Source organism: Psychroserpens sp., assembly GCF_036960315.1.
Taxonomy (GTDB): Bacteria; Bacteroidota; Bacteroidia; order Flavobacteriales; family Flavobacteriaceae; genus Psychroserpens.
Genome location: NZ_JBALVR010000003.1, coordinates 444,745 through 469,883, shown reverse-complemented (window position 1 = coordinate 469,883; position 25,139 = coordinate 444,745). Strand labels below are relative to the sequence as shown.

The window sequence follows — 25,139 nt, the reverse complement described above, 5'->3', positions numbered from 1 at the left end:
GTTGTTGACCCTACCGGAAATAGTGCACCATTGGCTAGACCAGCAGTTTGAGCTATGGTACTTCCTGGGCAATTATCATCAGGCGTTGGTTCAGTCCAATTTGTAATAGCGCCACAAAGACTTGGATCTGAATCCAGAGGAATATCGGTAGATAGACCGACAATGGAAGGAAGTTCATCATCAGTTACTGTTATAATCAAATCATCAGTGGCTATATTTAATGCCGCATCTGTATTGGTGTATTCAATAGTTGTAATTCCAACTGGAAAATTATAGATTCCTATTTGATCAGAACCACTAGCAGTAACACTGCCTGACATTATCCAAGTTAAATTGCTTTCGCAATTATCATCAATAATGGCATCGGGAATATCTATATCTGTATTACAATCTCCTAGATCATCGGCTGATGATGTGGTGATAATATCATTAGTTGCAGTAATTGTTGGATCGATATTATCTTCAACAGTTACAGTAGCATTACAAGTTGAGATGTTTCCATTGTTATCAGTTACTGTTAATATAACCGGATTTGAGCCTAAATCATTGCAGTCGAAAGTTGTTTTGTCTATAGAATAGCTTGCTATACCACAGGCATCATTGGAACCATTATCAATTCCATCAGTTGTTGTGATTGTTGCGGTGAAAAATGTGGAGTCACACAAATAATTGAACTTTGGATCTATTGCGAAATCGACCGTATCTCCAATCGAAACGTTTATTTGTAAATTATATGGTTGAGTCGTACTTGGAAGATCTAAGTATTCTAAAACTTGAGCTCCATTAAGTAAAATTCTAGCATGAGAACCATCTCCACATCCAGTATCGCCATCGTAGAACTCTCCTGCCAAATTTATTGTACCATTTATATTGCTTGTCCAACGACGTACAGCCCAACTTAAATCTTGACCAGGATGCCCGACATCTTTACTTAAAAATGGAGTATTAAAAGGTTGATTATCATTCCAAGCAAAATCAGGATTAGTTGCAAAATTTAAAATGGAATAATTGGGAAGTTGTGAGAAATTTGCAGAATCAAATGCGAAATATTTACCATAAGTCCAATTTCCAGCACCTTGAGTTCCTGAAAAGTCATTAATGGAATGTGCTATAATAGCTGATCCAGAAGCAAAAGTTGCGTTGCCAGTTTCATCCAATTGTATGGTTATATTCTGACATATTGCTTCAGGTAATACATTATCTTCAACAGTAATGGTTGCTGTTGCATTAGCTGCATTCGTATTTGCATCGGTTACTACAAGTGTTACTACATTTTCACCTATATTACTACAATCGAAGTTCGTAATGTCTGTATTGAAAATAAGTCCGCCGCAAGCATCATTTGAACCATCATCAACTGCATTTTCTGCAATGGATGCAATCCCATTTTCATCGAGTTGAATGGTTATATTTTTGGTAATTACATTAGGAGGCGTTACATCTAAAATCGTTACGATGGCATTCGCAAAGCCATCATTACTGCTTCCATCAGAAACGGTAAGTGTAACCGTATTGTTGCCTACATCATTACAATTAAATGTGTTTTTATCTATATCAAACGATAAAGGTCCACATGCATCTGTCGAACCATCTTCAACGGCATCTTCTGTAATAGTAGCATTTCCATTACCATCGAGTTCAACAACTATATTTTTAGTAACTACAATTGGAGCAGTAGTATCTATAACCGTTACGGTTACATCACATGTTGCTACATTATCTTTATTATCGGTAACAGTTAATGTCACTGTTGAATCGCCTAAATCGGAACAAGTAAAGGTAGTTTTATCTATAACTAAACTCTGAATACCACAGGCATCATTAGAGCCATTATCAACTTCAGTAGCAGTTAGAGAACCATTACCAAATTCATCAAGCGTAACTGTTACATCTTGACAAATGGTTGTTGGAGGAACCATATCTTCTTCAACCGTAAACAGATCAAAATCGTAAAGCGACCATGTGTCATTTTGGTCTTTAACTCTTATGTGTAAGGTATAATCATCTGTGTTTAAGGATGGTTCCCAACATTCTACAGGTATAACTAATGTATCGTCTATGGTCATCCCTGGATTAATTATAATAGGTGTTCCATTTCCAACGCCAGGATCGACATCAGAATTTAGGTCGCTTGTTACGAAGAATTCAGCTGAAACAATATTAACGGGTGTTGGAACTTGATAAAGTTGCATAATGAAGAAATACTTACGCTCGTACAAACTCCAAGTATTATTTGCATCTTTAGAACGAATATGAAGTATATGTAATCCATCAGTAAGACTTGTAATTGGGATTACAAAAGATTCATTAATAGTGAGATTATCAGTTACAGTGAATGAGCCACCAATATTTCCGTTACCAGCATTACCGACACCAGTATCGGTATCGAAGAAATATTCTACCTCAACTATATTGTATTCAGGAGGATCAACATAACCAGCACCTGAGTTAATAAAAAAGTATCTTCTTTCATACAAACTCCAAGTTTCATTTGCGTCTTTGGTTCTTATATATAGCACGTGAAGCCCCTCTGAAAGATCCGTTGTGGGTATTACAAAAGTTTCATTTATTGAGGAAGCATCAATTAAAGGAATTACACCACCAATATTTCCATTTCCAGCATTGCCGACACCAGTATCTGTGTCGAAGAAATATTCAGCTTCTACAATATCATATTCAGGAGGATCAACATAACCAGTACCTGGGTTAATAAAAAAGTATTGTCGTTTAAATAAACTCCAAGTACCATTTGCGTCTTGTGTTCTAATGTGCAATACGTGCAGTCCTACTGAAAGACCAGTTGTAGGTATTACAAAAGTATCATCTATTGAAGAAGCATCAATTAAAGGGATAACACCACCAATATTTCCATTCCCTGCGTTACCAACACCAGTATCTGTGTCGAAGAAATATTCGGCATCAACTATATCATATTCAGGAGGATCAACATAACCAGTACCAGAGTTAATAAAGAAGTATTGTCGTTTAAACAAACTCCAAGTACCATTTGAATCTTGTGTTCTAATGTGTAACACGTGAAGACCTTCAGATAAACCAACTGTAGAAATATTGAACGTTTGATTAATTGCAGTTCCGGGAGTAACAGACAATGAATTGCCAATATTACCAACACCTGCATTACCTACACCAGTATCAGAATCGAAAAAATATTCTGCAGCCACTATGTCATATTCCGGAGGAGGAACATAATCTTGGCTCCAGGAATTATCCACGAAAAAGATACATATAAGACCAATAAGCCATATCTTTTTCATAATCTAGTTTTTTTGCGTTGCCTGAAATTGTACGTTTAAATCCTGATCTGGTTGAACAACCGTATTTAAAATGGTCATTACTTCTGGATATGACATTGAATGTGGACGACCATGAATATCGAATGGAAAATTTCTTCCAAAAACACCTATATCTGTAGGATCCTCTGGTGTAGAATCGGTTGCTGCTCCAATAGCTGGTGAGCCGATACCTAATGTATAATTGTTATTATAAAAATCTACAATAGAAGATGGTATACTTGTAAATAAAGGATCGGCATTATCCAAGTTACCAAAACCTGGAAGAGCGACTAAATCTGACGCAACCCCTTCACCTGCATTCCATGTTAAACAATTGGTATAGGTTACTGGTGTGGAACCTGAGTTGATCAATTCTGTGATATCTGGATCAGTAAAAATTATCATATTATTGGTTACAATAGGGCTGGTAATACCGTCTACTGAGGTAAAAATTTGTGCAGTGCCCGACGGATCCTCCTGAACAAATAAATTATTGGTTACTATCATAGTTTGATCAAAACTGGATAAATTGCCTTCTATGTAATTATTTCTTATTTGCCATGCTTGGGAAGAACTACCATTTATGATAGCGGAACTATAATGTATCTCAAAATGGTTGCCTTCTATAATCCAATTGTTTGAGTTTCCAGCAACATTATGACCTCGTATAAGACCTGTTACCCGGTTATTGATAATCTGTATGTTATGACAATTTAATCCGAATGACCATGCAGTAATGCTACCAGTATTTAAACCTGTAATTACAGAATCGGTAGTATTTGCCCGTAAAGTAATCGTACCTAATGTTGCTCTTGTTCCACCTGAATTTGCTGGATCATGCCCCGGACCGACCAATTTAAGTCTTTTTGTGACACTAATATTTCCGTATGATGTTGGTGACGGATGAATGTATATTATATCGCCATCTAAAGTCAATACGTTATCAATTGCCAATTGAACAGATGTGTATTGTGAACCAGATTCTGGTCTGTTGTCAACGGTCCATACATTTGGTTGAGCAAATACATTTTGAGTAAAAACGAGTAATAATGCTAAAGTTAATGAGCATTGTAGGGTTTTGATACTTTTGTTGAAAATTGAATGTGTTGGTTTCATGATATTGTGTTTTTGTGGTTAATAGCTTTTGTTTATGGTTTTATTTTAGTTGTCAATCTTTAATAATACTTTGCCGTTTTTATGTGCTAATATTTTCGTGTTAATCAATCTTAAATTAAACTGGTCTCCAGGTAAGAATTGGTCACCTGGCAAAAATTGATCTCCAGGTAAGAATTGGTCTCCGGGAAGAAATTGATCTCCAGGTAAGAATTGATCGCCCGGAAGAAACTGATCACCAGGTAGGAATTGATCACCAGGAAGAAACTGATCACCAGGTAGGAATTGGTCACCTGGAAGAAACTGATCTCCAGGCAGGAATTGGTCACCTGATAAATATTCATTTACAGTATTAAAAGAAAGTACTGCGTTGTTAAGCGGTTGTACTGCATAATTGCCATATAGTATTCCTAAATACAACTTGCTATTTGGATATTTTTGAGTTACCAAATTGGCATCTTGCATGCTTTCAAACAGCTCTATGTTTTGTACTTGGTTAGTTTCATTATTAACGATAAGGACAATTTTGGTGCCTTGAGGTTTACCTTTTCGAGTGCCTTGTAATTTGACATTTTTAATAGCACGTGTATAGTCATTATCAAATTGAAGATAAACCCCTTCAATAGATATCATTTTTGGTGTAAATTTTGGTCGTGGTATATTTAATATTTGAGTCCCATCAATAAACAGTTTAAAGGCATTCTTTTTATAGTCAATGGCAATATGCCTCCAAATACCTTCTTTACCTTCTAAAGCTACTTTAAAATCTTTATGAGTTTCTTTTGATGTTTTAGGCGAATAAATAGTATGTTCCATACTAGCGCCATGACGAAAAATTTTCAATGGAAAATTTGAAATTCTACCTGTGCTAGTCTCTGCAACTTCGTTACCATGTCCATCCCAAAATCTAATTTGGTAGTATTGATATGTTATAGCTTTTTCTACATCATCAAAATAGGCATCAAATTCTAGAGTGAATTCTTCAGATAAATAATTTTTAGAATCTAATAAAGGCGTAATTATGGCATTGTTACCAAAACCTATGACTTTGTCACCTTTGAAAGTTGCAATTTGAGCAGTTCCTTTTACTAAATCCCATTTACTAGGAAATTCCCCATCTGGCTCATTAGATGGATTGTCTTGGAATGATTGAGCTGAAACATTTCCTGCTAGAACTAGAAGAATGATTACGATTAGTGTGTTTTTTAGTTTCATAATGTTGATTTATATGAATTCTTTCAAATTTTAATAGAAAAGGGAAACAACTCCATATGACTTTCATTATTTCCCTTTTTCTCAAATTGATTAATAGCGTCTTTATATTTTTTTGTTAAGCTTCACAGATTTAATCACTTTGTTTTTAAGTGTAATGTTTAGCTTGTAACTTCCTTCCTTTAAATGATCAATACTTAAATAAATTTTGGACCATTTATTTTTAGCATTGTCATCTGATTTTATAGTGCTTGTCATTAGAGACTTGTAAGTTGGATTCTATTAGTTTTATCAAAGCTATTTTAGAATAACTCAAGGAGGCATGTGAAATGTAACAAAGTATAGAAGATATGTAACATCTACATTTTAAAGCGGATATTATTGTTACTTAGAATTTGAAATGTATTCGGTAGGCGTATATTTATACGTGTCTTTAAAAGATTTTATAAAGTATGAAGGTGTGTTGAAACCAACTTGATAAGCAATTTCAGAAATGGTAAAATCTGACTTTCCGAGTAGTTTAATTGCAAGTTTCAATCGATACGAGCGTAAAAATTCTGTGGTTGTTAGATTGGTTAATGCTTTTAATTTACGATGTAATTGCATCCTATTCATAAGCATTTTTTTACTGAAAGCTTCAGCATTAAAATCTGGTTTTGTAATGTGTACGTCCAAAACATCTTGCAGACGTTGTAAAAATTCATGCTCTACTGAAGAGACTTCAATTTCTTTAGACTCAAATTGAAACGTTTGCCCAAAATGTTTCTGCAATTGTTCTCTTAATAGAATTAGTTTTTCAACTCTAATTTTTAACTTTTCAGTACTAAAGGGTTTGGTGATATAATCATCTGCACCAGTTTTTAAACCAATTATTTCATTTTCTTCGCCAACTTTCGCTGTTAATAAAATGATAGGGATATGACTAGTTCTGTGATCATGCTTTAGGGTATTACAGAGTTCAATACCATCGGTGATTGGCATCATAATATCACTAATAACGATGTCTGGAATATGACTAATGGCTTTACTAATGCCCACTTTTCCATTTGATGCTTCAACTATTTTATATTTTGAATTGAAGCTTGACTTAATAAATTGCCTGATGTCTGAATCATCTTCAACAATCAATAATAATGGCTTGTTTTTATTAGGTGGTTGATCTTCCTTAGGGTTAAAACCTGTTTCTTTAATAGCTTTAGTAATGGGTTCAATTTCTTGATCATTATAGACTATTTCAGATTGATTGTAATAGGAACGCTCTATAGGTAGTGTTATTGTAAACTGAATATCGTCTTCATTCATGTTATGTGCTACAATATTACCATGAGATAAAATCGCTAATTCTTTTACTAATGATAAACCAATGCCAGCACCATCAGTTTTTTTGTTAGCCTGATAAAATCGTTGAAACAGTTTGGGTAAATCTTCATTGGTTAAAATATTACCATTATTAATAACCGCAATAATAATTTGGCCATCTTGGTGCGTTGCTTCAAAGGTTACGTTTCCTTTTTCTGGTGCATATTTTATTGCGTTGGATAATAAGTTGGATACTGTTTTTTCAATAACATCTTTATCAAACCAAGCAGATTTTAAATCAGTTATATGATATAAAAAGTGTATTTGTTTTTCTCTTGCTTTATATTCGAAAGCTGATGCTAATTGCTTTAATACCACGGATAGATTTCCCTGTGAAACTTTCAGTTTTAAATTACCAGATTCAATTTTTGATAAATCGAGCATTTGATTTACCAAATTCAACAGCCTATTAGCGCTACGTTTAACTAAGGTCAATTCCTCTTTGTCTTCTTTTGAAAGTGTTGTACTTGATAATTGTTTTTCTATAGGTCCAGAAATTAAAGTTAAAGGCGTTCTAAACTCATGAGAAATATTGGTGTATAATTTTGTTTTAAAGTCATTTAAATTTTTTAGACGTTCAGTTTCATCATGTTCAAAGAGCAATTGCATTTTCATGTGCCAACGCCATTTAAGGTATTTATAAATAAATAATATAGAAGAGATTAGCAGCAGTCCATAAATAAGTTTTGACCATATTGTTAAATACCATGGCTTTAATATTGTAAAGTTATACACCTCTGGCTTATCATTCCATAAGCCATCGTAGTTGCTAGATATGACTTTGAACTTATAATCGTTAGGAGATAAATTGGTATAATGCGCTGTATTTATATTACCAGATTCTTGCCAGTTGTCATCATGATTTTCAAGCTTATATTTAAATAAATTACGTTCTGGTTGGGAGAAATGTAAACTTGAAAATGTGAACGTAAATGTATTCTGATTATGTTTGTAGCTTTCGTTCTGAATTAAAGGTTCATTTACACTAAATATTTCCAGTTTAGAAATTATAGTTTTTGGTTTAACGGTATTGAACGTTATTTGACCAGGATTAAACCAATTAATGCCATCCAAACCTCCAAAATAAAGTGTGCCATTTTTCGATTTGTAATAGGCTCCTGTATTAAACTCCAAAGCTTGCAACCCATCATAATTATTATAATTTTTTATCACTGGAATATCTTCATTTGATGTATTAAATCGAGATAGCCCTAAATTACTACTGAGCCATAAGTTATCTTCGTTATCGCTTAAAATACCATAGATAACATTATTTGATAAGCCTTGCTCAATCGTATAACTTGTAAGTGTTTTGGTAATTGTATTGTATTTCAATAAGCCTTTTCCGTAAGTGCCAACCCATAAAATATGGTCTTTAAAAAGTAATGACTTTAAAGGGCCATTTACAAGATCTAGTTTTGTAATACGTTTTGTTTTTTGATTGAATTGAAATACACCATGGTTCTCAGTTCCTAACCATAAGATCTCAGAGTTCTCACGTGTAATGGCTTTAATGTTATTGGTTGTAAGCGCTGAATTATTTGTATTATACGCTTCAATGATACCTTCTGTTTTATCAAATAATACCAATCCTTTGTTTTCAGTACAGAGCCAGCTCCGTGCTGGTGTTTGCGAAAATATTCTCCAGATGGTATAGTCAGAAATAGTAGGGAAGTACTTGTATTCTCCAGAGGGTTCTAAAATATCTAAACCATAACCTTGATGTCCAATCCATAAATCATCACCAGAATGAGATAGGCTAATAATTCGGTTACTAGCCAAACCTGAATTTCGAGATGAAATCGTTTTATAGACATTGTTTTTATTATTTATAAATGCTAGTCCTTTACCGGAAGTGCCTATCCATATGTTGCCTTGATTATCGGTAGAAATGCTCCTAACAACATCAATGTTAACATTTTTGGGCATTTGCTTATTTGTAAGGACATTAAATTTAATTAAATGTTCGTCATAGTAACTTGCTCCAGCACCATCACTACCTAACCAAATGATTCCTGTATTATCTCTATATAATGATAACATATCATTGTAGTGTATGGCAAAAGGATTGGTTTTGTTCTCTTGAAAGTTAGTCAGTTTATTTTGCTCAAAATCCAGTAAATATGCACCATTACCATAACTAGCTATCCATAGACGATTTTTACTGTCTACTAGAAGATCTTCTATGTTTAAATCACTAGGAATGTCAATGTTAGAAGTTTTTTTAAATTGTGTAACCGTATCGTTTTTAAGTTTTTTATAAAAAAGACCATACCCATAACTCCCAATCCAAAGTGTGCTATCTTGAGTTTGCTCTATTGTACTATAGTGAATATTATTATCATTTTCAATTAAGCTTTGATAGGAATTGTCTTTTTTTAATCTAATAATATCACCAGAAGTAGCAATGATTAGGTCATCCTTTAATTGATGAAAATCATAAGTTATTCTGTTCAAGTCTTTTGGCTTGAAGAGCTGAATAGTGTCTTTGGTAACGGCATCTATTTTAAAAAGTCCTTTACTATATGTACCAATAAAGGTGTTAAAATATTTGTCTTGAAAAATAGTGCTTACAGCCTTAAACCGTTTTACCTCATAAAAACTATCCGTTTCTGGTTCATACAATTCTAACCGACCAGAATTGGTAATAATCCATAACTTATTTTTCTTGTCAATATATACCCTTCCTAATCGACTGAATGTAGGCCTCGTAATATCCTCAAATTGTTTATTATATATCTTAAATGAACGACCATTATATCTATTTAAACCATCTTGGGTTACAAACCACATATACCCAATACTATCCTGAACCATACTAAGGACGCTATTTTGTGAAAGCCCATTTTCTATTGATAAATGGCTAAAGGCAATTTGTTTCTCTGGAAATTTACGAAGTGAATCATTTTCTATAAGAGGTTGAGATAACAAAACGTTACTCATAAAAATTGATATGAAAACATATAAAAGTTTCACTTTATGACATTATAAGTTGGTGGCTAATACTATAAAGTTAGTGAAGAAATCATGAAAACAATAAAGGGAAGCAAAGTTTTTTATTATAAACCCTTGATAATTAGAAGTTTTATTAAAAACATTTAGATTGTACGATTAAGATTTCTTAAACATACTATCCATAATTGTTTTTAATCCTTTAAAGGCAAAGTAGATGGCTAGAATGCAAATGATGGCTGCTGCGATTAGAATTGGAATATATAAAGGCTTATCTGGATTACTGAGTCCGACATAGAACAACGTAGGGCCTAAGAACATGAGTATTACAGTAAGACCCATAGTTTTAATGCCTTTAACCAATACCTCTTTGTCGGTTCTTTTAGTTTCAGTTTCCATGATTATAGTTTTGAATTGCAGTTCTAACGTTTTTATGTTTTTCTAATAAACTCTGGGCTTCCTCAAAAGTAATATCTAATTCTTTAACAAGCATTTTGATACCTCGATCAACCAGTTTATTATTACTTAATTGCATATCTACCATTTTATTCCCTTTCACTTTATTGAGTTTAATCATGGTAGAAGTCGTAATCATATTTAGGACTAGTTTCTGCGCTGTACCTGCTTTCATTCGTGAACTTCCTGTGACAAATTCTGGTCCGACAACGACTTCAATAGGATATTGTGAGACATGTGATAGCGGACTATTTTTATTACAAGTGATACAACCCGTTATCATCTCTTTTGAATTACATTGTTCTAGCGCTGCAATAACATAGGGTGTCGTTCCCGAAGCTGCAATACCAATTACAACATCTTTTTTTGAAATATTAAATTCTTGTAAGTCTTTCCAGCCTTGTGTTGTTGAGTCTTCAGCAAATTCTACAGCTTTTCTGATTGCTATATCTCCACCTGCGATAAGACCAATGACTAAATCATGAGAGACTCCAAAGGTTGGCGGGCATTCTGATGCATCTAAAATACCAAGTCGTCCACTAGTTCCAGCTCCAATATAGAACAAACGACCACCATCTTTTAACTTGGCTACAATTTGCTCTATTAGTTTTTCAATTTGAGGAATGGCTTTTTCTACAGCGAGAGGAACAGTTTGATCTTCACTGTTCATATGTGTCAGCAATTCATTTATAGTCATTTTTTCTAAATGATTATGATTTGAATCTTGCTCAGTTGTTTTTGTGAATGTCATAGTGTAAAAATAGCTAAATTTTTCTTTTGCGTTAGTGGTAGCAGTGACATCCTTTTTGTGTTTTTTGACAAAAAGATATAACGTATGACACGACCCTTTGAAGTTTTTACTTCAAAGGGTAACGCCCAAAATCAGTTACTCAACCGTATAAATTAGTTCGGCAACTTCAGATAACCTGAAATATCCAAGTGGAAAATTCTCGGGGTTGGTTTCATTGATGCAATTGCCTCGAACGGTTGCAGGTTGTGTTTCAAAAGGGCCTCCGCCTTCTTCTGAGTTTTGTTGAAGTAGTATAAACATAAACTCGTAGAAACGTTCTGAAACACCGTAATTTCTTATGGTCACTAGGTCACCAGCTTCAAGCTCTTCTTCGGTGTAGAACCCGAAAATTTGATTACCATCGGTGAACTCATCATCATATACCTCAAGGTCTGGAATTTCTGGAATATCACTTATAAACTCAAAGAAATAGTAGTTCTCTTCGTCAACAGGATCGGTGTAAAATGCTTTAAGTTCGGTTTCATCACCTGAAAAACCACCCTCATCATTTTGTTCTACATAATCGATATCGACTACAGATTTTAAAGTTTCTGTTGCCGTATACGTTTCACCTTGATAGGTAATCTCCAAACTATAAGTTTCATTTAATTGCGGAATAAACGAACTGTTTTTATAAATTCCAGTAGTGCCTTCTTCAGTGAAAATAAAAACAGCATCACTGGCTTTTATAATACGAACTTCGGCTCCAGTTGCTGGAGGAACTGCGTCATCAAAGTAAGGTGCAGATAAGGATAATTTTACACTTTGATCATTACCAGTAGTATTTTTAAACCAATTAATTGAAGCATCAATCACTAGTTTTGGTCCAGCGTTATTTAAATCGACATCAATAACATCCTCGCAAGAAAATATCAATAGACCTAATAGTATGTAAATGTACTTTTTCATTGCTTAGAATTTAAAATTATACGAAACGGATGGAATAACGCCAAATATGGCCAATCGCGTTGCCTCATTTCTTCCAGTCATTCTATTCTCTCCAAAATTAATAGAGGCTGCGTTTCGTCTGTTATAAACATTATATATTCCAAAAACCCATTCGCCTTTCCATCGTTTTGTTGAGTTTGGTTTAGGATTATAGGTTGCTGAGATATCTAATCTGTTATATGATTGGAGTCTACTAGAATTTCTGGATTCATAATTCGGAATAGTGATTCCGTTGTATTCATATTGTCCGTTTGGAAATGTTGTAGGTTGCCCAGTTTGAAATAGGAAATTACTACCAAATGTCCATTTATCATTGAGTTCATAACTTCCAGTTAGTGAAATATCATGTGTTTTATCATAAGCTGTGCTATACCATTGACCATTATTGATGCCTGTTTCTAAAGCTGTTCTGCCTTCTGTTTTTTGTTCTGATTTTGATAGTGTATATGCGAACCAGCCTTTAAATTTTCCTTCATTTTTTCTAAATAAGACTTCTAATCCGTATGCTCTAGCTTCTCCATTTAGGATCACTTGCTCAATGGCATTGTTTGCAATTAAATCGGCACCATCTACATAGTCTATTCTATTTTTAATGGTCTTATAAAAACTTTCTACCTCTAGTGAGAATTCATTGTCTTTAAACGTTCTAAAATAACCAACAGCCACTTGATCTAGCAATTGTGGTTTTGCATATTTCCCGCTTGGTGTCCATACATCTAATGGTGTTGGTGATGTTGTATTTGATAATAAATGCAAGTACTGGCTCATTCTATTGTAGCTGGCTTTTACAGATGAATTATCATTAATTTGATACGCTAAAGACAATCTAGGCTCTAGATTCATAAATGATTCGATGACATCACTTCTACTGAAATTTTCGGTATCTATAGGCTCGGCTTTTTCATAAATTTGAAGCTCTTCATTAAAAATGATCGGATTGTTATTTTCGTAAACGTTTAATTCATCTTGGCCTAATCTCAAAAAGGAACTTAACCTCAATCCATAGGATACAGATAATTTATCTGAGATTTTATGTTCGGCATCGATATAGACGGCGTTTTCGAACGCATATTTGTCTGTTAATTTAAACGGATTAATTCCAGAGCTTTCTGTTGAAGGTTGTATCTCTCCTGGATTAAATTTATAGTAGATACTATTTAAACCATATTCCAATTTGAAATTATTATTGACGTAGTGTTTTAAATCATATTTGAAGTTGAAATTCTGAATTCCTGAATCCCAATCAAATTCTACAAAATCTAGATTTAAGCCATAGTAGTAATCCGAATAGATCAAAGACATGTTTGAGAATAACTTGTCAGAAAATAAATGATTCCATCTAAAGTTCACGACCGTATTTCCGTAGGTGTTCTCAAAGCTATCTGAGATATTAAAGACATCCCTTCCGAAGTAACCCGAAAGATAGATACTATTATTATCATTCAATCTGTAACTTAACTTGGTGTTTAAATCGTAGAAGTAAGCAATATTGTCTATATCAAAAAGCGGTAGAAATAAATGTGCATAGCTACTGCGTCCACCAAACAGAAAAGAGCCTTTTCCTTTTTTAATTGGCCCTTCGGCTAATAGTCGGCTGGATACAATTCCGATGCCACCATTCATATGAAATTCGTTACTATTACCATCCTTTTGGTAGATGTCAAGCACTGAAGATACACGTCCACCATACTTTGCTGGAATTCCACCTTTATAAAGTTTAATGTCTTTTATGGCATCTGGATTAAATACAGAAAAGAATCCAAAGAGGTGAGACGAATTGAAAATCGTTGCCTCATCGAGTAGTATTAAATTTTGATCTACAGCGCCACCTCTCACGTTAAATCCAGACGAACCTTCACCAGCATTAGTAACTCCAGGAAGTAAGGTGATGGACTTTATAACATCAACCTCTCCAAAAATCACAGGCATTTGTTTAATCGTATTAATTGACAACGCATTGACACTCATTTGTGGTTTTTTGATATTGAGCTTTTCTACATCTTGCTTTATGACAATTTCGTCAAGACTCTCTGTAGTTTCTGCTAACTTGTAGTTGATGCTTTTATCTTCGGAAAAAGATATGGTTTCAGTAATCGTCGAATATCCTAAGTAACTGATTTGTACTTTATAATTGCCTTCTGGAAGAGAAATAGAGTAGAAGCCGTATTCATTTGTATTGGTTCCTGTTTGTAAATCTGGAAAAATGATATTGACTCCGATTAGAGTTTCGTTACTATTGGTATCAGTGATCGTGCCACTTAGAGTGAATTTTTCTTGAGCAAAGACATTATTGAGAACGAATAGAAGTGAAAGTAAGAGTAGGAGGCTTTTCTTAATGGATATCATAAAGCAAAATTAAGAAAGAACTCTCTGACAATTATGACTTTAAAAGTTAATTAATTATTAAAAGGGAAGATTGTTGACGTCTACATTTCCACCAGAAATAATGACACCAATTTTTTTGTCTTTAAATTGTTCTTTTTCCTTTAAAACAGCAGCAAATGTTACAGCACTTGAAGGTTCGATGATGATTTTCATACGTTCCCAAATAAAGCGCATGGCTTCTATGATTTCATTTTCAGAAACCCTTATAATTTGTTTGACATGCTTTTGAATGATTGGGAAGTTATGATGTCCTAACTGTGTCCGTAATCCGTCAGCAATCGTATTTGTGGTAGTATTAGTTTCTATTTTTCCGCTTATTAAGGAACGATAGGCATCGTCGGCTTCCAGAGGCTCGCCTCCTAAAACTTCGCAATAATTTCCAAAATAAAAAGCCGCCAATGCAGAACCTGCAATTAATCCACCACCTCCAACTGGACAGAAAATTGCGTCTAAGTCAGGGTGTTCTTTTAGTAATTCCATACAAGCTGTTCCTTGACCTAAAATGACCTCTGGATCATTTGATGGATGAATAAATGTTGCTCCAGTTTCGTTTACAATATGATCAGCAGCAGCTTGTCGGGCTTTGATGGTTGGTTCACATTCAATAATGTGACCACCATATTCTGCGACTGCATTTTTCTTTACACTTGGCGAATTGGAAGGCATCACTATCGTAGCTTTTACATTTTGGCTTTTAGCAGCTAATGATAAGGCTTGAGCAAAATTTCCAGATGAATGCGTCACGACACCTTTTGATTTTTGATCATCTGTGAGTTGCATGATAGCATTGGTCGCACCACGCATTTTGTATGCTCCAGCCTTTTGAAAGTTTTCACATTTAAAATAGACGTCTGCTCCAACAAGATTATTAACAAGTCTTGATGATAAGACAGGTGTATTATGAATAAAGGGTTTAATTCTATTGTGGCAGGTGCTAAGATTATCTTTTGTCATAATGTAAATTTACGATATGTTTAAAACAAAAAAAAGACTGTCTCAAAAAGACAGTCTTTAAATTTATGTACTAATAGATTATTATCCTATAATCTTATTTAATGTAGTACTTGGCCGCATCGCTTTCGATGTGATTGCTTCATTAGGTTCATAGTATCCACCAATATCCATTGACTTCCCTTGAACTGTATTTAATTCTTCGACAATTTTGGCTTCATTGGCTTGTAAATCCTTATATAATTGAGCGAACTCATTCTTCAAGTCCTCATCTTTAGTTTGGTTTGCCAAAGCTTCTGCCCAGAACAATGCTAAGTAGAAATGACTTCCTCTATTATCGAGTTCGTTGACCTTTCTAGAAGGTGACTTTCCGTTAGCTAATAATTTTTCGGTAGCCTCATCTAAAGTTTCAGATAATATGATTGCTTTTGGATTACTGTTTGTCGTTCCGAAGTGTTCTAAAGACACTGCAAGCGCTAAAAATTCGCCTAAAGAATCCCAACGTAAGTGATTTTCTTGTGTAAACTGCTGAACATGCTTTGGTGCAGATCCGCCAGCTCCAGTTTCGAATAAACCACCACCATTCATTAATGGGACAATCGATAACATTTTTGCACTCGTTCCTAATTCTAAGATTGGGAATAAATCGGTTAAGTAATCACGCAATACATTTCCCGTTACCGAAATTGTATCATTGCCATCTTTAATACGTTCTAATGTGAATTCAGTTGCTTTAATAGGCGAGAGGATTCTAATATCCAATCCTGAAGTATCGTGATTTGGTAAATATATATTTACTTTTTTGATCAATTCTGCATCATGTGCTCTGTTTTCATCTAACCAGAAAACCGCAGGTGTTTGAGATGCTCTTGCTCGTGTGACAGCTAATTTTACCCAATCCTGAATTGGTGCATCCTTAACCTGACACATTCTCCAGATATCACCATCTTCAACATTGTGAGATGTTAATACATGTCCTGAAGCATCAATAACCTCAACTTTTCCGTTTGCAGACATTTCAAAAGTCTTGTCGTGTGAACCATATTCTTCAGCTTTTTGAGCCATCAATCCAACATTTGGAACCGTTCCCATAGTTGTTGGATCAAATGCGCCATGTTGTTTACAAAAGTTGATGGTTGCTGTATAAATTCCGGCATAACTACTATCAGGAATTACCGCTTTAATATCTTGTAGTTTCCCTTCGGTATTCCACATTTGTCCAGATGTACGAATCATTGCTGGCATAGAAGCATCAATAATCACATCACTAGGGACGTGTAAATTGGTAATGCCTTTGTCCGAATTTACCATCGCTACATCAGGAGCATTTGCAAATGCAGTTTTAATATCAGCTTCAATTTCAGCACGTTTAGCCTCAGGTAACTCACTTAATTTACTAATTAAGTTTCCAAAACCGTTATTCACATCTACACTAATGGCTTCGAATGTATCTCCATGCTTTGTGAATAAATCTTTAAAGAATACGCGAACAGCATGACCAAAAATAATTGGATCAGAGACTTTCATCATAGTCGCTTTCAAGTGTAATGAAAATAAAACACCTAACTCTTTAGCGTCTTTTACTTCCGCTTCTAAAAATGCTAATAATGCTTTTTTGCTTAGTACTGTAGCATCAATAATTTCGCCTTGTAATAATGCTAGACCATCTTTTAGAACAGTTGTGTTTCCAGAGTTGTCCCTATGTACAATTTTTATAGTCGTTGCTTCAGGTAAGGTTACAGAAACTTCATTATGTGCAAAATCACCATGTGCCATTGTAGAGACATGTGTTTTAGAATCTGAAGACCATGCTCCCATAGAATGCGGATTCATTTTCGCGAAATTCTTAACCGCTTTTGGAGCACGTCTGTCTGAGTTTCCTTCACGTAATACTGGATTTACAGCACTACCTTTAATTTTATCATAACGCGTTTTTATCGTTTTCTCATCATCATTTTTTGCCTCATCAGGATAGTTTGGTAAACCATAACCTTGAGCTTGCAATTCTTTGATGGCAGCTTTTAACTGCGGAATAGATGCACTAATATTTGGAAGCTTGATAATATTTGCTTCTGGGTTTTTTGCTAATTCTCCTAATTCTGCTAATGCATCTGGAACACGTTGCGACTCCGTTAAAAAATCTGGAAAATTTGCCAAAAGACGTGCAGAGAGTGATATATCTCTACTTTCGATATTGATATTAGACGATTTTGTAAACGATTTTATAATTGGTAACAATGAATGTGTAGCTAATGCAGGAGCTTCATCTGTTTTCGTATAAATGATTGTAGGAGTATTTGCCATAAACAATGTAAAATTTAGTGTATTGTAAATGCTTAATTTTTAAGCTGTGCAAATATACGAAAAACTAAGGTTTTTTTTAAACAGCTTATGTCTTTAAAATAAGTTTTTAAAATGATAGATTGAGTCTGTTCTATATCAATTTAAGCTTTGATAAACACGAAATGTCAGTAAATATAAATTTGGTGCTGAGATAGAAGTCCGAGTGCATTTTCTTTAGAAAATTTCGCATTTTTAATTTTATTTTTCTTTGGGTCGATTGTAAGATTATGAGCGCTGGTGAAATCGACTTTTTCTAAAATGGACTGGTCAAAAATAGTTTGATGCAAATCACAGTTTATGAATTTTGAACCGCTCAAATCTGTATTAGTAAAATCTGTTTGTTCTAGCTTACAAGTATTAAATGTAGTGGCTTTTAGTTTTAAATTGAAAAAAGAAGACAAGTTAAGTTGTGTCTTAATAAATGTCATAGATATCAAAAAGGGATTGCACTCATGAAACGGGAATCCTAAAAGTTTACAGTTATCAAAAACAACATCCTTTAAAATGGCACCTTTAGCCTTAGCCATACTAAAGTTGCAATCGATGAACTCACATTCTAAAAAGCTAATATTGGAGATATAAGATTCTGAAAAATCGCAATGAATAAAGGTACAATTATCATATTCCGCTTTTGGTAGATGATGGCTTGTGTAATTTTGGCTTTTAAAGGTTTTATCACTAATAAAGGGAAGCTCCATAAATACGTTGGTTTTTGCAAACCAAAGTTATAAAAAGAATAGACTCTTAAAAAACAAAAGCCATATCACTGTAGCTGACTACTTTGACATGGCTTTTTTGAGATAGTGTCGCATGACCTATTTAACATTGCTGTTAAAACCAAGACAGCTGAACTTTCGTTCCCTCGTCTCTTTTCGGTTCAAGTCTCACTATATCAATGAAACGTTTCGTAACTTTCAAAATGTATTGACATGTTACTACTTAGCTTCGGTTTAGTTTGTTTTTCTTGATGCTTATTTCTCTTAATCTTTCACTTACGTGTTAGATAGTCTGTATAAACATTGCCCATCCTTTTCACATTCGCTTTCGCTCGTGTTACTTTTTCAAAGCTTTCCACCTAAACCATATCACCTGCTTGCACATCTAATATACTTTAAACTTCATGATCTTGCCACTTACAGGCATACACCTGCAGTTTTCAAAATCTCAAAAAACATCACTATATAAAGAACGTTACTTTATTACAATTTAACACAAATTCAAAATTTCTTTCAAAACCAAACTAGGTTTGTTGTTAATTGTTTAGCTAAAGTATGTTTTTGTTTGAGGATTCCAACGCTTTGATGTGATTAGATATTCACATTTTATGAACCGCAGTTATTAACTTTTGTTAATAACCAAAAAAGCCTTGACATTAATGTCAAGGCTTTTTTAAATTTATGTGGTCGAAGCTTATTTTCTTCTAACTTCTTTGATTCTTGCTTTCTTACCAGTAAGACCTCTAAAATAGAAGATTCTTGCTCTTCTAACTTTACCTTTTTTATTCACTTCAACTTTTTGAAGTGCAGGTAAGTTAATAGGGAATATACGTTCAACTCCTACAGTTCCAGACATTTTTCTAATGGTAAATGTTTGTGAACTTCCAGATCCTTTTACTTGTAAAACGACACCTTTAAAAAACTGTGTACGTACTTTTTCACCTTCTCTAATTTCGTAATACACTGTGATTGTATCACCAGCTCCAAATTCTGGAAAATCTTTTTTTGTTACAAATTCGTCTTGTACAAATTTTACTAAAGAACTCATCTTTTATTGTTTATATAAATTATTCCAAACCAACATTCACGATTCTCGCCAGAGGTTAATCCAAAAGTGGTGCAAAGATAGTTAATAATTGATAAATCGCAATTATTAATTAGTTTTTTTTGGTCTACCAAGACTATATCGTTTCGGGTGTTCCCAAGACGAAAATGTCTTGGTCAGGCTTTCGTTACTCGCTTCCTGACTGTAAACGCCAGGAGAGCTCAAACAGGCCACTCAATCCTTAACACGGATTAAGACATTTGTCATGAGGCACTAGACATTAGAATATTAACTTATGTGAATTACTTATAACTTGAAACTAGTCGTCTAACAAGTCTGGGCGACGTTCTTTGGTTCTCTTATAAGCTTGTTCTTCGCGCCATTTTTCTATTTCAGGGAAATTTCCGCTAAATAAAACTTCAGGGACTTTCATGCCGTCATACTCTCTTGGCTTAGTGTAAATAGGAGGCGCGAGTAAACCATCTTGAAATGAATCGGTTAGGGCAGAAGTTTCATTTCCTAAAACACCAGGTATTAATCTAATAATTGCATCGCATAATACAGCTGCTCCTAATTCACCTCCAGATAAGACATAATCACCAATGGATATCTCTCTAGTCATAAACTTATCACGAACTCGTTGATCCACGCCTTTGTAATGTCCACATAAAATGATAATATTTTCTTTAAGAGACACTTGGTTGGCGATACTCTGGTTAAGGCGTTCACCATCTGGCGTCATATAAATGATTTCGTCGTACTCACGTTCGCTTTGTAATTTGGTAATGCATTTGTCTATAGGTTCTACCATCATCACCATGCCTGCACCACCACCAAATTGCGTGTCGTCTATTGCTTTGTAACCACCTGTGGCGAAATCTCTTAAATTATGAAAATGTACGCTTACCAAATTGGCTTCTATTGCACGTTTTAAAATTGAGGCTTCAAACGGGCTTCTTAGTAATTCTGGTAAAACGGTTATGATGTCTATGCGCATTGTATGAGTTTATAGAATGCAAAGATAATTTAAATGATCTATAGAGTGAAGAATATTTTTTGAAGGTCGATTAACTAAATAAATGAGGATTAGATTTCAATGAATTAGAATCGGAGTTAAATTAGTTTTGCTTTTTTTGTAATACCAGATTACTCATTCCTCCAAAAAAATTGTAAATCTGGATCTCTTACAAAACCAAGCCTTTCGTATAAATGCTGTGCAGGATTATCAAATGCGGTTTGTATAGCCAGCCCTTTATTGTTTTCAGATTGGCATAAGTGCTTTGCGCGATTAATTAAGGCTTCGCCAACACCTTGGCCTCTATAATTACTATTAACATATAAATCGTTAAGCATATAAATGGCTTTCATTGATACAGAAGAAAATAGTGGATAGAGTTGTGTAAACCCAACAGCTTGGTCATCTATATAAGCGATATAGATAATCGAATCATTTTTCATGAGACGCTGTGTTAAGAAACTTTTGGCTGCAGCTAGATTAGAATCTTGTTTATAGAAGACACGATAGCCATCAAATAAGTTAATTAGTTCATCTAAATCTTTGAGTTGTGCATGAGTTATAGTCATAAAAAAAGCGTTTCGATTGCACTTCGATTGCGCTCAGTGTGTCACACTAAACGTGATAAGGTTAACACAATCAGAATTGAACAAAAAAAATCTGTAATCGAAATTACAGATTTTATATTTAATAATCTATTAGATTCTTTGGTCGCTAAAAAGCGCCTCAGAATGACAAATTGATGTTTAAGCCTTTTTCTGCTCGTTAATCATATCTTGTAATTGACGTCTTACCTTTTGTTCACGCTCTAAAGCATTACGTCTGTGTTCTTCAAACTCTTCTTCTGTTTCTGCTAGTGTTTGCTTAGCTTGTTTTGTCGTCGAATTGCTGTTTTTGAATTTGTAGATAAAAAACAATAATAATGCCGATAATACACCAACAATACTCCACAATATCAGACTATAGTTTGGCTTGGTCATTGGTATGCCAAATAATTTCATACTATCCTTTTCAACGATTGTATCACCTAATTCGGTTTTTGTACTAGATAAATTTATCTTTAAATCTTCGATTTCTTTAGCTTGCACATCAACAATTGCTTGCGTCTCATTTAAATCTTTGTGAACAGCTTTCAATGAATCAATCGTATGAGCCTTAAGCGCATATAGCCATGTTTTCTTTACCGTTTTGTAATCTTGCCAGCTGTTTGAACGTCTAATAACAAATTCAAATTGGTTGTTGATAGTTCCACTATTTAAGGATAATTTCTCTTCTTCATCTGCCTGCTGTGCGAAAGAAGTTGAAAAACAAAGTACAGTAAATGCAGTCAGTAGGAGTGTTTTGAAAGTTTTCATCTTGGTTTGGTTGAATTTAATAGCTTAATTAATCGTTGGCAATATAATAATTTATGTGTAAATCAACATGTTAAAGTAAATATTTAGCCTCACAAAATGTGAGGCTAAATTATATACGGTTAAAAATTTATTTTAGATGTTAGTGTCTATTAGTAGTATGTAAAGCGTCTTACCTTGGCAATATACTTCGCCAATCTAATCACTTGATGGCTATAGCCATATTCATTATCATACCATATATATAGTATCGCATTTTTTCTATCGGTACGAACAATTGTTGCTTTACTATCGTAGATTGAAGGAGCAGAGCTACCAACAATATCACTAGATACCAATTCGTCACTCATCTCGTATTTAATTTGCTCAACCAAATCACCTTCGAGTGCGTATTTTTTCATAGTAGTGTTAATCGCTTCTATTGAAGTTTCCTTTTCTAACTCAAGGTTCAATATTGCTAAGGATCCATTTGGAACAGGGACTCTAATAGCATTAGAGGTCAATTTTCCTTCGAAAGATGGCAAAGCTTTTGATACCGCCTTTCCTGCACCAGTTTCAGTAATCACCATATTAAGTCCTGCAGCTCTACCACGACGATATTTACTATGGAAATTATCTACCAAGTTTTGATCGTTCGTATAGGCATGGATGGTTTCTAAGTGTCCCGTTACTACGCCAAAAGTATCTTCCATAGCCTTTAAAATTGGAGTGATGGCATTGGTTGTACAAGATGCTGCCGAAAATATATCAACTTTATCAGGATTGTGTTCCAAGTGATTAACACCATGAACAATATTTGGGACACCTTTTCCTGGAGCAGTTAATAATACTTTGTCTACACCTTTAGATTTTAGGTGTCTGCCCAAAGCTTTGTCATCTCTAAACGCACCAGTGTTATCAATAACCAAAGCATTATTGATTCCTAATGCTGTATAATCAATATCTTCAGGAGCATCTGCCGAAATTATATTGACAGTAGTTCCATTAATAATTAAGGCACTGTTTTTTGCGTCTGCAACGACAGTTCCCGAAAAATCACCATGCACAGAATCGTTTCTTAGTAAAGAAGCTCTCTTTTCCAAAACGACTTCGTCAATGGCGCCACGAGTTACGATGGCTCTTAAACGCAATTGGCTTCCTTTTCCTGTTTTGGTCATCAATTCTCTTGCAACCAAACGTCCAATTCTTCCGAAGCCATATAATACAACATCTTTAGGCTTAATGCTTTTATTCTTTTTAGCATCTTTAAGTTTTGCAGCTACAAATCCAGTAGCATTGCTATACTTTTGATCTTCTAAAAGAAACTCATAAGTTAGCTTTCCAATATCCAATTTAGCAGGAGGAAGGTCTAACATTTTAATCGCTTGAGCAATCTCTACAGAATCAAAAATCGAAATCGGTTTCTGTATAAATTCTCCAGCATATTCGTGAAGATTTAAAATTTCACTCACATTACGATCAATTAATTGGTTTCTAAAAAGCACCAATTCTATTGATTTGTCATACCAGAGGTCACTAACAATTTTAATAAATTCAACTGTAGCTCTTCTACGATCTGCCTGAAAAGCAAGTTCTTTTTCGTAAGTTCCGTTCAAACTCATTGTTTTTAATTTAGGATGTCTGATTATTAATCAGACAGGTTGTTGTGGTTAAAATTTTTGCAAAAATACTATATTTCAAACGTTTTCGTAGCGTTTTTTATAGAAAAAAACCCTTCAGAATTTTTATGCTGAAGGGTTTTATGACGTTTTTATTTCGGCCTAATTATCGAAAATAATTTCTTTTCGTTCTAGATTTCGGTTTAAGTATTCGAGTTTGTAAATTTCATCTTGGGCATTGGCTCCATGTTTTTCAGCAAACCTCGAAATATCTGTCACACTATTAATTTCTATATCATTAATTCCGGTAATAATGTATCCTGGTCGTATTCCGACACGAGAGTATAAGAATTCATTTTTATTGTCTTGAACCATCACACCATTTTTAATATCGTATTTCTTTTTTAAGCTAGTAGGAAGATTTCGTAATTCCATATTGATAAAATCGACGCTTATAATTTCACTTTTGGTGAGCTTTACAGGAATGGTCTTGATGTTGTCTTTTCTTAAAACTTCGACATTAACAATATCATTCGGGTTTTTCGTTTTTAGATAACCACTCAAATCTGAAAATTTAGAGATTTCAACATGGTCTAGTTTTTTGATAATATCTCCACTTTTAATTCCAGCTTTTTTCGCACCTGAATTATCTTCAACTTCATTTACAAAAAAGCCCTGTGTGGTTTCTATACCATTTTCATCAGCAAAGCGACTCGTTAATGCACTTCCAACAACACCAAGTACACCTACTTGAACATCACCAAACTCCATAATGTCTTCAACAACTTTACGTGCAATATTACTTGGAACAGCAAAAGAGTAGCCTATATAAGATCCTGTTTGTGATGAGATAGCTGTATTGATACCAATTAGTTCACCTCTCGAATTCACAAGGGCTCCACCCGAATTGCCCGGATTTACAGCAGCATCAGTTTGAATAAAAGATTGCGAGTTTTGACCTGATAAGTCACGCGCTTTTGCGCTAATAATTCCGGCAGTTACTGTGGAGGTTAAGTTAAACGGATTTCCAATTGCTAAAACCCATTCGCCAACTTTTGATGCATCCGAATCTCCAAAAGCTATAGACGGTAAATCTTCAGGTGCGTTTATTTTTAATAAGGCAATATCAGTTTTTTCATCTGTTCCAATAAGTTCAGCTTCATAAACACGATTATCATTTAATGTAATAGAAATGGTATTGGCTCCAGTAATCACATGATTGTTGGTAATGATATAACCATTTTTATTAATAATCACTCCACTGCCAGATCCAACTTGAGCGCGCGATGAACGTCTTCCGAAGAATAAATCTTCTAAAGATGTAGGTGAAGAAACTGTCGACATGTTCTTGACGTGTACGACTGCATCAATAGTGTTTTCTGCTGCAACCGTAAAGTCAGGATTTTCTGCATCGAGCAAATTTATCGTTTTTGCATCGTAGCTTGTATTAATAAAATTCGGTTGTTCTTGAGTGGTTTCAAGAGTTATGGTTTGTTCTTTCTCTATAAAAAGTTTGTAGGCAGATAGTGTAATAATTCCACCTAACACCGAAACAAATACTAAGGTTAAAAGCTTTTTCATATTTAAAATTGTTTAATAATTAGGTAACGA

General features: G+C 34.2%; 17 protein-coding genes. All 17 read right to left on the bottom strand.

Annotation, left to right across the window (positions count from 1 at the left end; genetic code table 11):
- Nucleotides 1-3,275 (bottom strand): hypothetical protein (locus tag V7719_RS07965; RefSeq protein ID WP_335729351.1); only part of this gene is annotated, 3,275 nt, incomplete at its 3' end.
- Between the two features lie 3 nt (nt 3,276-3,278).
- A complete protein-coding gene (locus tag V7719_RS07960; RefSeq protein WP_335729350.1) occupies nt 3,279-4,409 on the bottom strand; it encodes a hypothetical protein in 1,131 nt (376 codons plus the stop codon).
- Nucleotides 4,410-4,454: 45 nt separating this feature from the next.
- Nucleotides 4,455-5,621, bottom strand: a complete 1,167-nt coding sequence (locus V7719_RS07955) for a hypothetical protein (RefSeq protein ID WP_335729349.1) — start codon at nt 5,619-5,621, stop codon at nt 4,455-4,457.
- Between the two features lie 381 nt (nt 5,622-6,002).
- On the bottom strand, nt 6,003-9,920 hold the full coding sequence (locus tag V7719_RS07950) for a hybrid sensor histidine kinase/response regulator transcription factor (protein ID WP_335729348.1): 3,918 nt from the start codon (nt 9,918-9,920) through the stop codon (nt 6,003-6,005).
- Nucleotides 9,921-10,088: 168 nt separating this feature from the next.
- Nucleotides 10,089-10,328: a DUF6095 family protein gene (locus V7719_RS07945; RefSeq protein ID WP_335729347.1), complete on the bottom strand. Its 240-nt coding sequence runs from the start codon at nt 10,326-10,328 to the stop codon at nt 10,089-10,091.
- Nucleotides 10,318-11,136 (bottom strand): N-acetylmuramic acid 6-phosphate etherase, encoded by an 819-nt coding sequence (murQ, locus tag V7719_RS07940; RefSeq protein ID WP_335729346.1) that lies wholly within the window; start codon nt 11,134-11,136, stop codon nt 10,318-10,320. The genes V7719_RS07945 and murQ overlap by 11 nt, the downstream gene beginning before the upstream one ends.
- A gap of 135 nt (nt 11,137-11,271) precedes the next feature.
- Entirely contained in the window at nt 11,272-12,084 is an 813-nt protein-coding gene (locus V7719_RS07935) for a DUF4249 family protein (RefSeq protein WP_335729345.1), read from the bottom strand.
- A 3-nt stretch (nt 12,085-12,087) separates the two neighbouring features.
- Nucleotides 12,088-14,469, bottom strand: coding sequence for a TonB-dependent receptor (locus tag V7719_RS07930; protein ID WP_335729344.1), 2,382 nt, complete (start codon nt 14,467-14,469; stop codon nt 12,088-12,090).
- Nucleotides 14,470-14,526: 57 nt separating this feature from the next.
- Nucleotides 14,527-15,462, bottom strand: a complete 936-nt coding sequence (locus V7719_RS07925; RefSeq protein WP_335729343.1) for a threonine/serine dehydratase — start codon at nt 15,460-15,462, stop codon at nt 14,527-14,529.
- A gap of 81 nt (nt 15,463-15,543) precedes the next feature.
- Entirely contained in the window at nt 15,544-17,763 is a 2,220-nt protein-coding gene (locus V7719_RS07920; RefSeq protein ID WP_335729342.1) for an NADP-dependent isocitrate dehydrogenase, read from the bottom strand.
- Nucleotides 17,764-17,927: 164 nt separating this feature from the next.
- Nucleotides 17,928-18,500: a pentapeptide repeat-containing protein gene (locus V7719_RS07915; RefSeq protein ID WP_335729341.1), complete on the bottom strand. Its 573-nt coding sequence runs from the start codon at nt 18,498-18,500 to the stop codon at nt 17,928-17,930.
- Between the two features lie 712 nt (nt 18,501-19,212).
- Nucleotides 19,213-19,566 (bottom strand): 50S ribosomal protein L19, encoded by a 354-nt coding sequence (gene rplS / locus V7719_RS07910; protein WP_335729340.1) that lies wholly within the window; start codon nt 19,564-19,566, stop codon nt 19,213-19,215.
- 316 nt (nt 19,567-19,882) lie between these two features.
- Entirely contained in the window at nt 19,883-20,560 is a 678-nt protein-coding gene (gene trmD, locus V7719_RS07905) for a tRNA (guanosine(37)-N1)-methyltransferase TrmD (RefSeq protein WP_335729339.1), read from the bottom strand.
- A 149-nt stretch (nt 20,561-20,709) separates the two neighbouring features.
- Nucleotides 20,710-21,147 (bottom strand): GNAT family N-acetyltransferase, encoded by a 438-nt coding sequence (locus tag V7719_RS07900; protein ID WP_335729338.1) that lies wholly within the window; start codon nt 21,145-21,147, stop codon nt 20,710-20,712.
- 177 nt (nt 21,148-21,324) lie between these two features.
- Complete coding sequence (locus V7719_RS07895; RefSeq protein ID WP_335729337.1) at nt 21,325-21,933, bottom strand: tRNA (guanine-N1)-methyltransferase; 609 nt, start codon at nt 21,931-21,933, stop codon at nt 21,325-21,327.
- A 149-nt stretch (nt 21,934-22,082) separates the two neighbouring features.
- Nucleotides 22,083-23,531 carry a glyceraldehyde-3-phosphate dehydrogenase gene (locus V7719_RS07890; RefSeq protein ID WP_335729336.1) on the bottom strand — a complete coding sequence of 483 codons (1,449 nt, stop codon included), beginning with the start codon at nt 23,529-23,531 and terminating at the stop codon, nt 22,083-22,085.
- A gap of 159 nt (nt 23,532-23,690) precedes the next feature.
- The gene (locus V7719_RS07885) at nt 23,691-25,109 is read right to left on the bottom strand and encodes a trypsin-like peptidase domain-containing protein (protein WP_335729335.1); all 1,419 of its coding nucleotides are present in this window, start codon (nt 25,107-25,109) and stop codon (nt 23,691-23,693) included.
- Nucleotides 25,110-25,139 lie beyond the last annotated feature (30 nt).

Excerpts from the sequence above, each read along its gene's own strand:
- V7719_RS07925 (WP_335729343.1), bottom strand. The coding sequence starts at position 15,462 with ATGACAAAAGATAATCTTAGCACCTGCCACAATAGAATTAAACCCTTT.
- trmD (WP_335729339.1), bottom strand. The coding sequence starts at position 20,560 with ATGCGCATAGACATCATAACCGTTTTACCAGAATTACTAAGAAGCCCG.
- V7719_RS07890 (WP_335729336.1), bottom strand. The coding sequence starts at position 23,531 with ATGAGTTTGAACGGAACTTACGAAAAAGAACTTGCTTTTCAGGCAGAT.
- V7719_RS07915 (WP_335729341.1), bottom strand. The coding sequence starts at position 18,500 with ATGGAGCTTCCCTTTATTAGTGATAAAACCTTTAAAAGCCAAAATTAC.
- rplS (WP_335729340.1), bottom strand. The coding sequence starts at position 19,566 with ATGAGTTCTTTAGTAAAATTTGTACAAGACGAATTTGTAACAAAAAAA.
- V7719_RS07895 (WP_335729337.1), bottom strand. The coding sequence starts at position 21,933 with ATGAAAACTTTCAAAACACTCCTACTGACTGCATTTACTGTACTTTGT.
- murQ (WP_335729346.1), bottom strand. The coding sequence starts at position 11,136 with ATGACATTCACAAAAACAACTGAGCAAGATTCAAATCATAATCATTTA.
- V7719_RS07935 (WP_335729345.1), bottom strand. The coding sequence starts at position 12,084 with ATGAAAAAGTACATTTACATACTATTAGGTCTATTGATATTTTCTTGC.
- V7719_RS07955 (WP_335729349.1), bottom strand. The coding sequence starts at position 5,621 with ATGAAACTAAAAAACACACTAATCGTAATCATTCTTCTAGTTCTAGCA.
- V7719_RS07945 (WP_335729347.1), bottom strand. The coding sequence starts at position 10,328 with ATGGAAACTGAAACTAAAAGAACCGACAAAGAGGTATTGGTTAAAGGC.
- V7719_RS07920 (WP_335729342.1), bottom strand. The coding sequence starts at position 17,763 with ATGGCAAATACTCCTACAATCATTTATACGAAAACAGATGAAGCTCCT.
- V7719_RS07930 (WP_335729344.1), bottom strand. The coding sequence starts at position 14,469 with ATGATATCCATTAAGAAAAGCCTCCTACTCTTACTTTCACTTCTATTC.
- V7719_RS07960 (WP_335729350.1), bottom strand. The coding sequence starts at position 4,409 with ATGAAACCAACACATTCAATTTTCAACAAAAGTATCAAAACCCTACAA.
- V7719_RS07885 (WP_335729335.1), bottom strand. The coding sequence starts at position 25,109 with ATGAAAAAGCTTTTAACCTTAGTATTTGTTTCGGTGTTAGGTGGAATT.
- V7719_RS07950 (WP_335729348.1), bottom strand. The coding sequence starts at position 9,920 with ATGAGTAACGTTTTGTTATCTCAACCTCTTATAGAAAATGATTCACTT.
- V7719_RS07900 (WP_335729338.1), bottom strand. The coding sequence starts at position 21,147 with ATGACTATAACTCATGCACAACTCAAAGATTTAGATGAACTAATTAAC.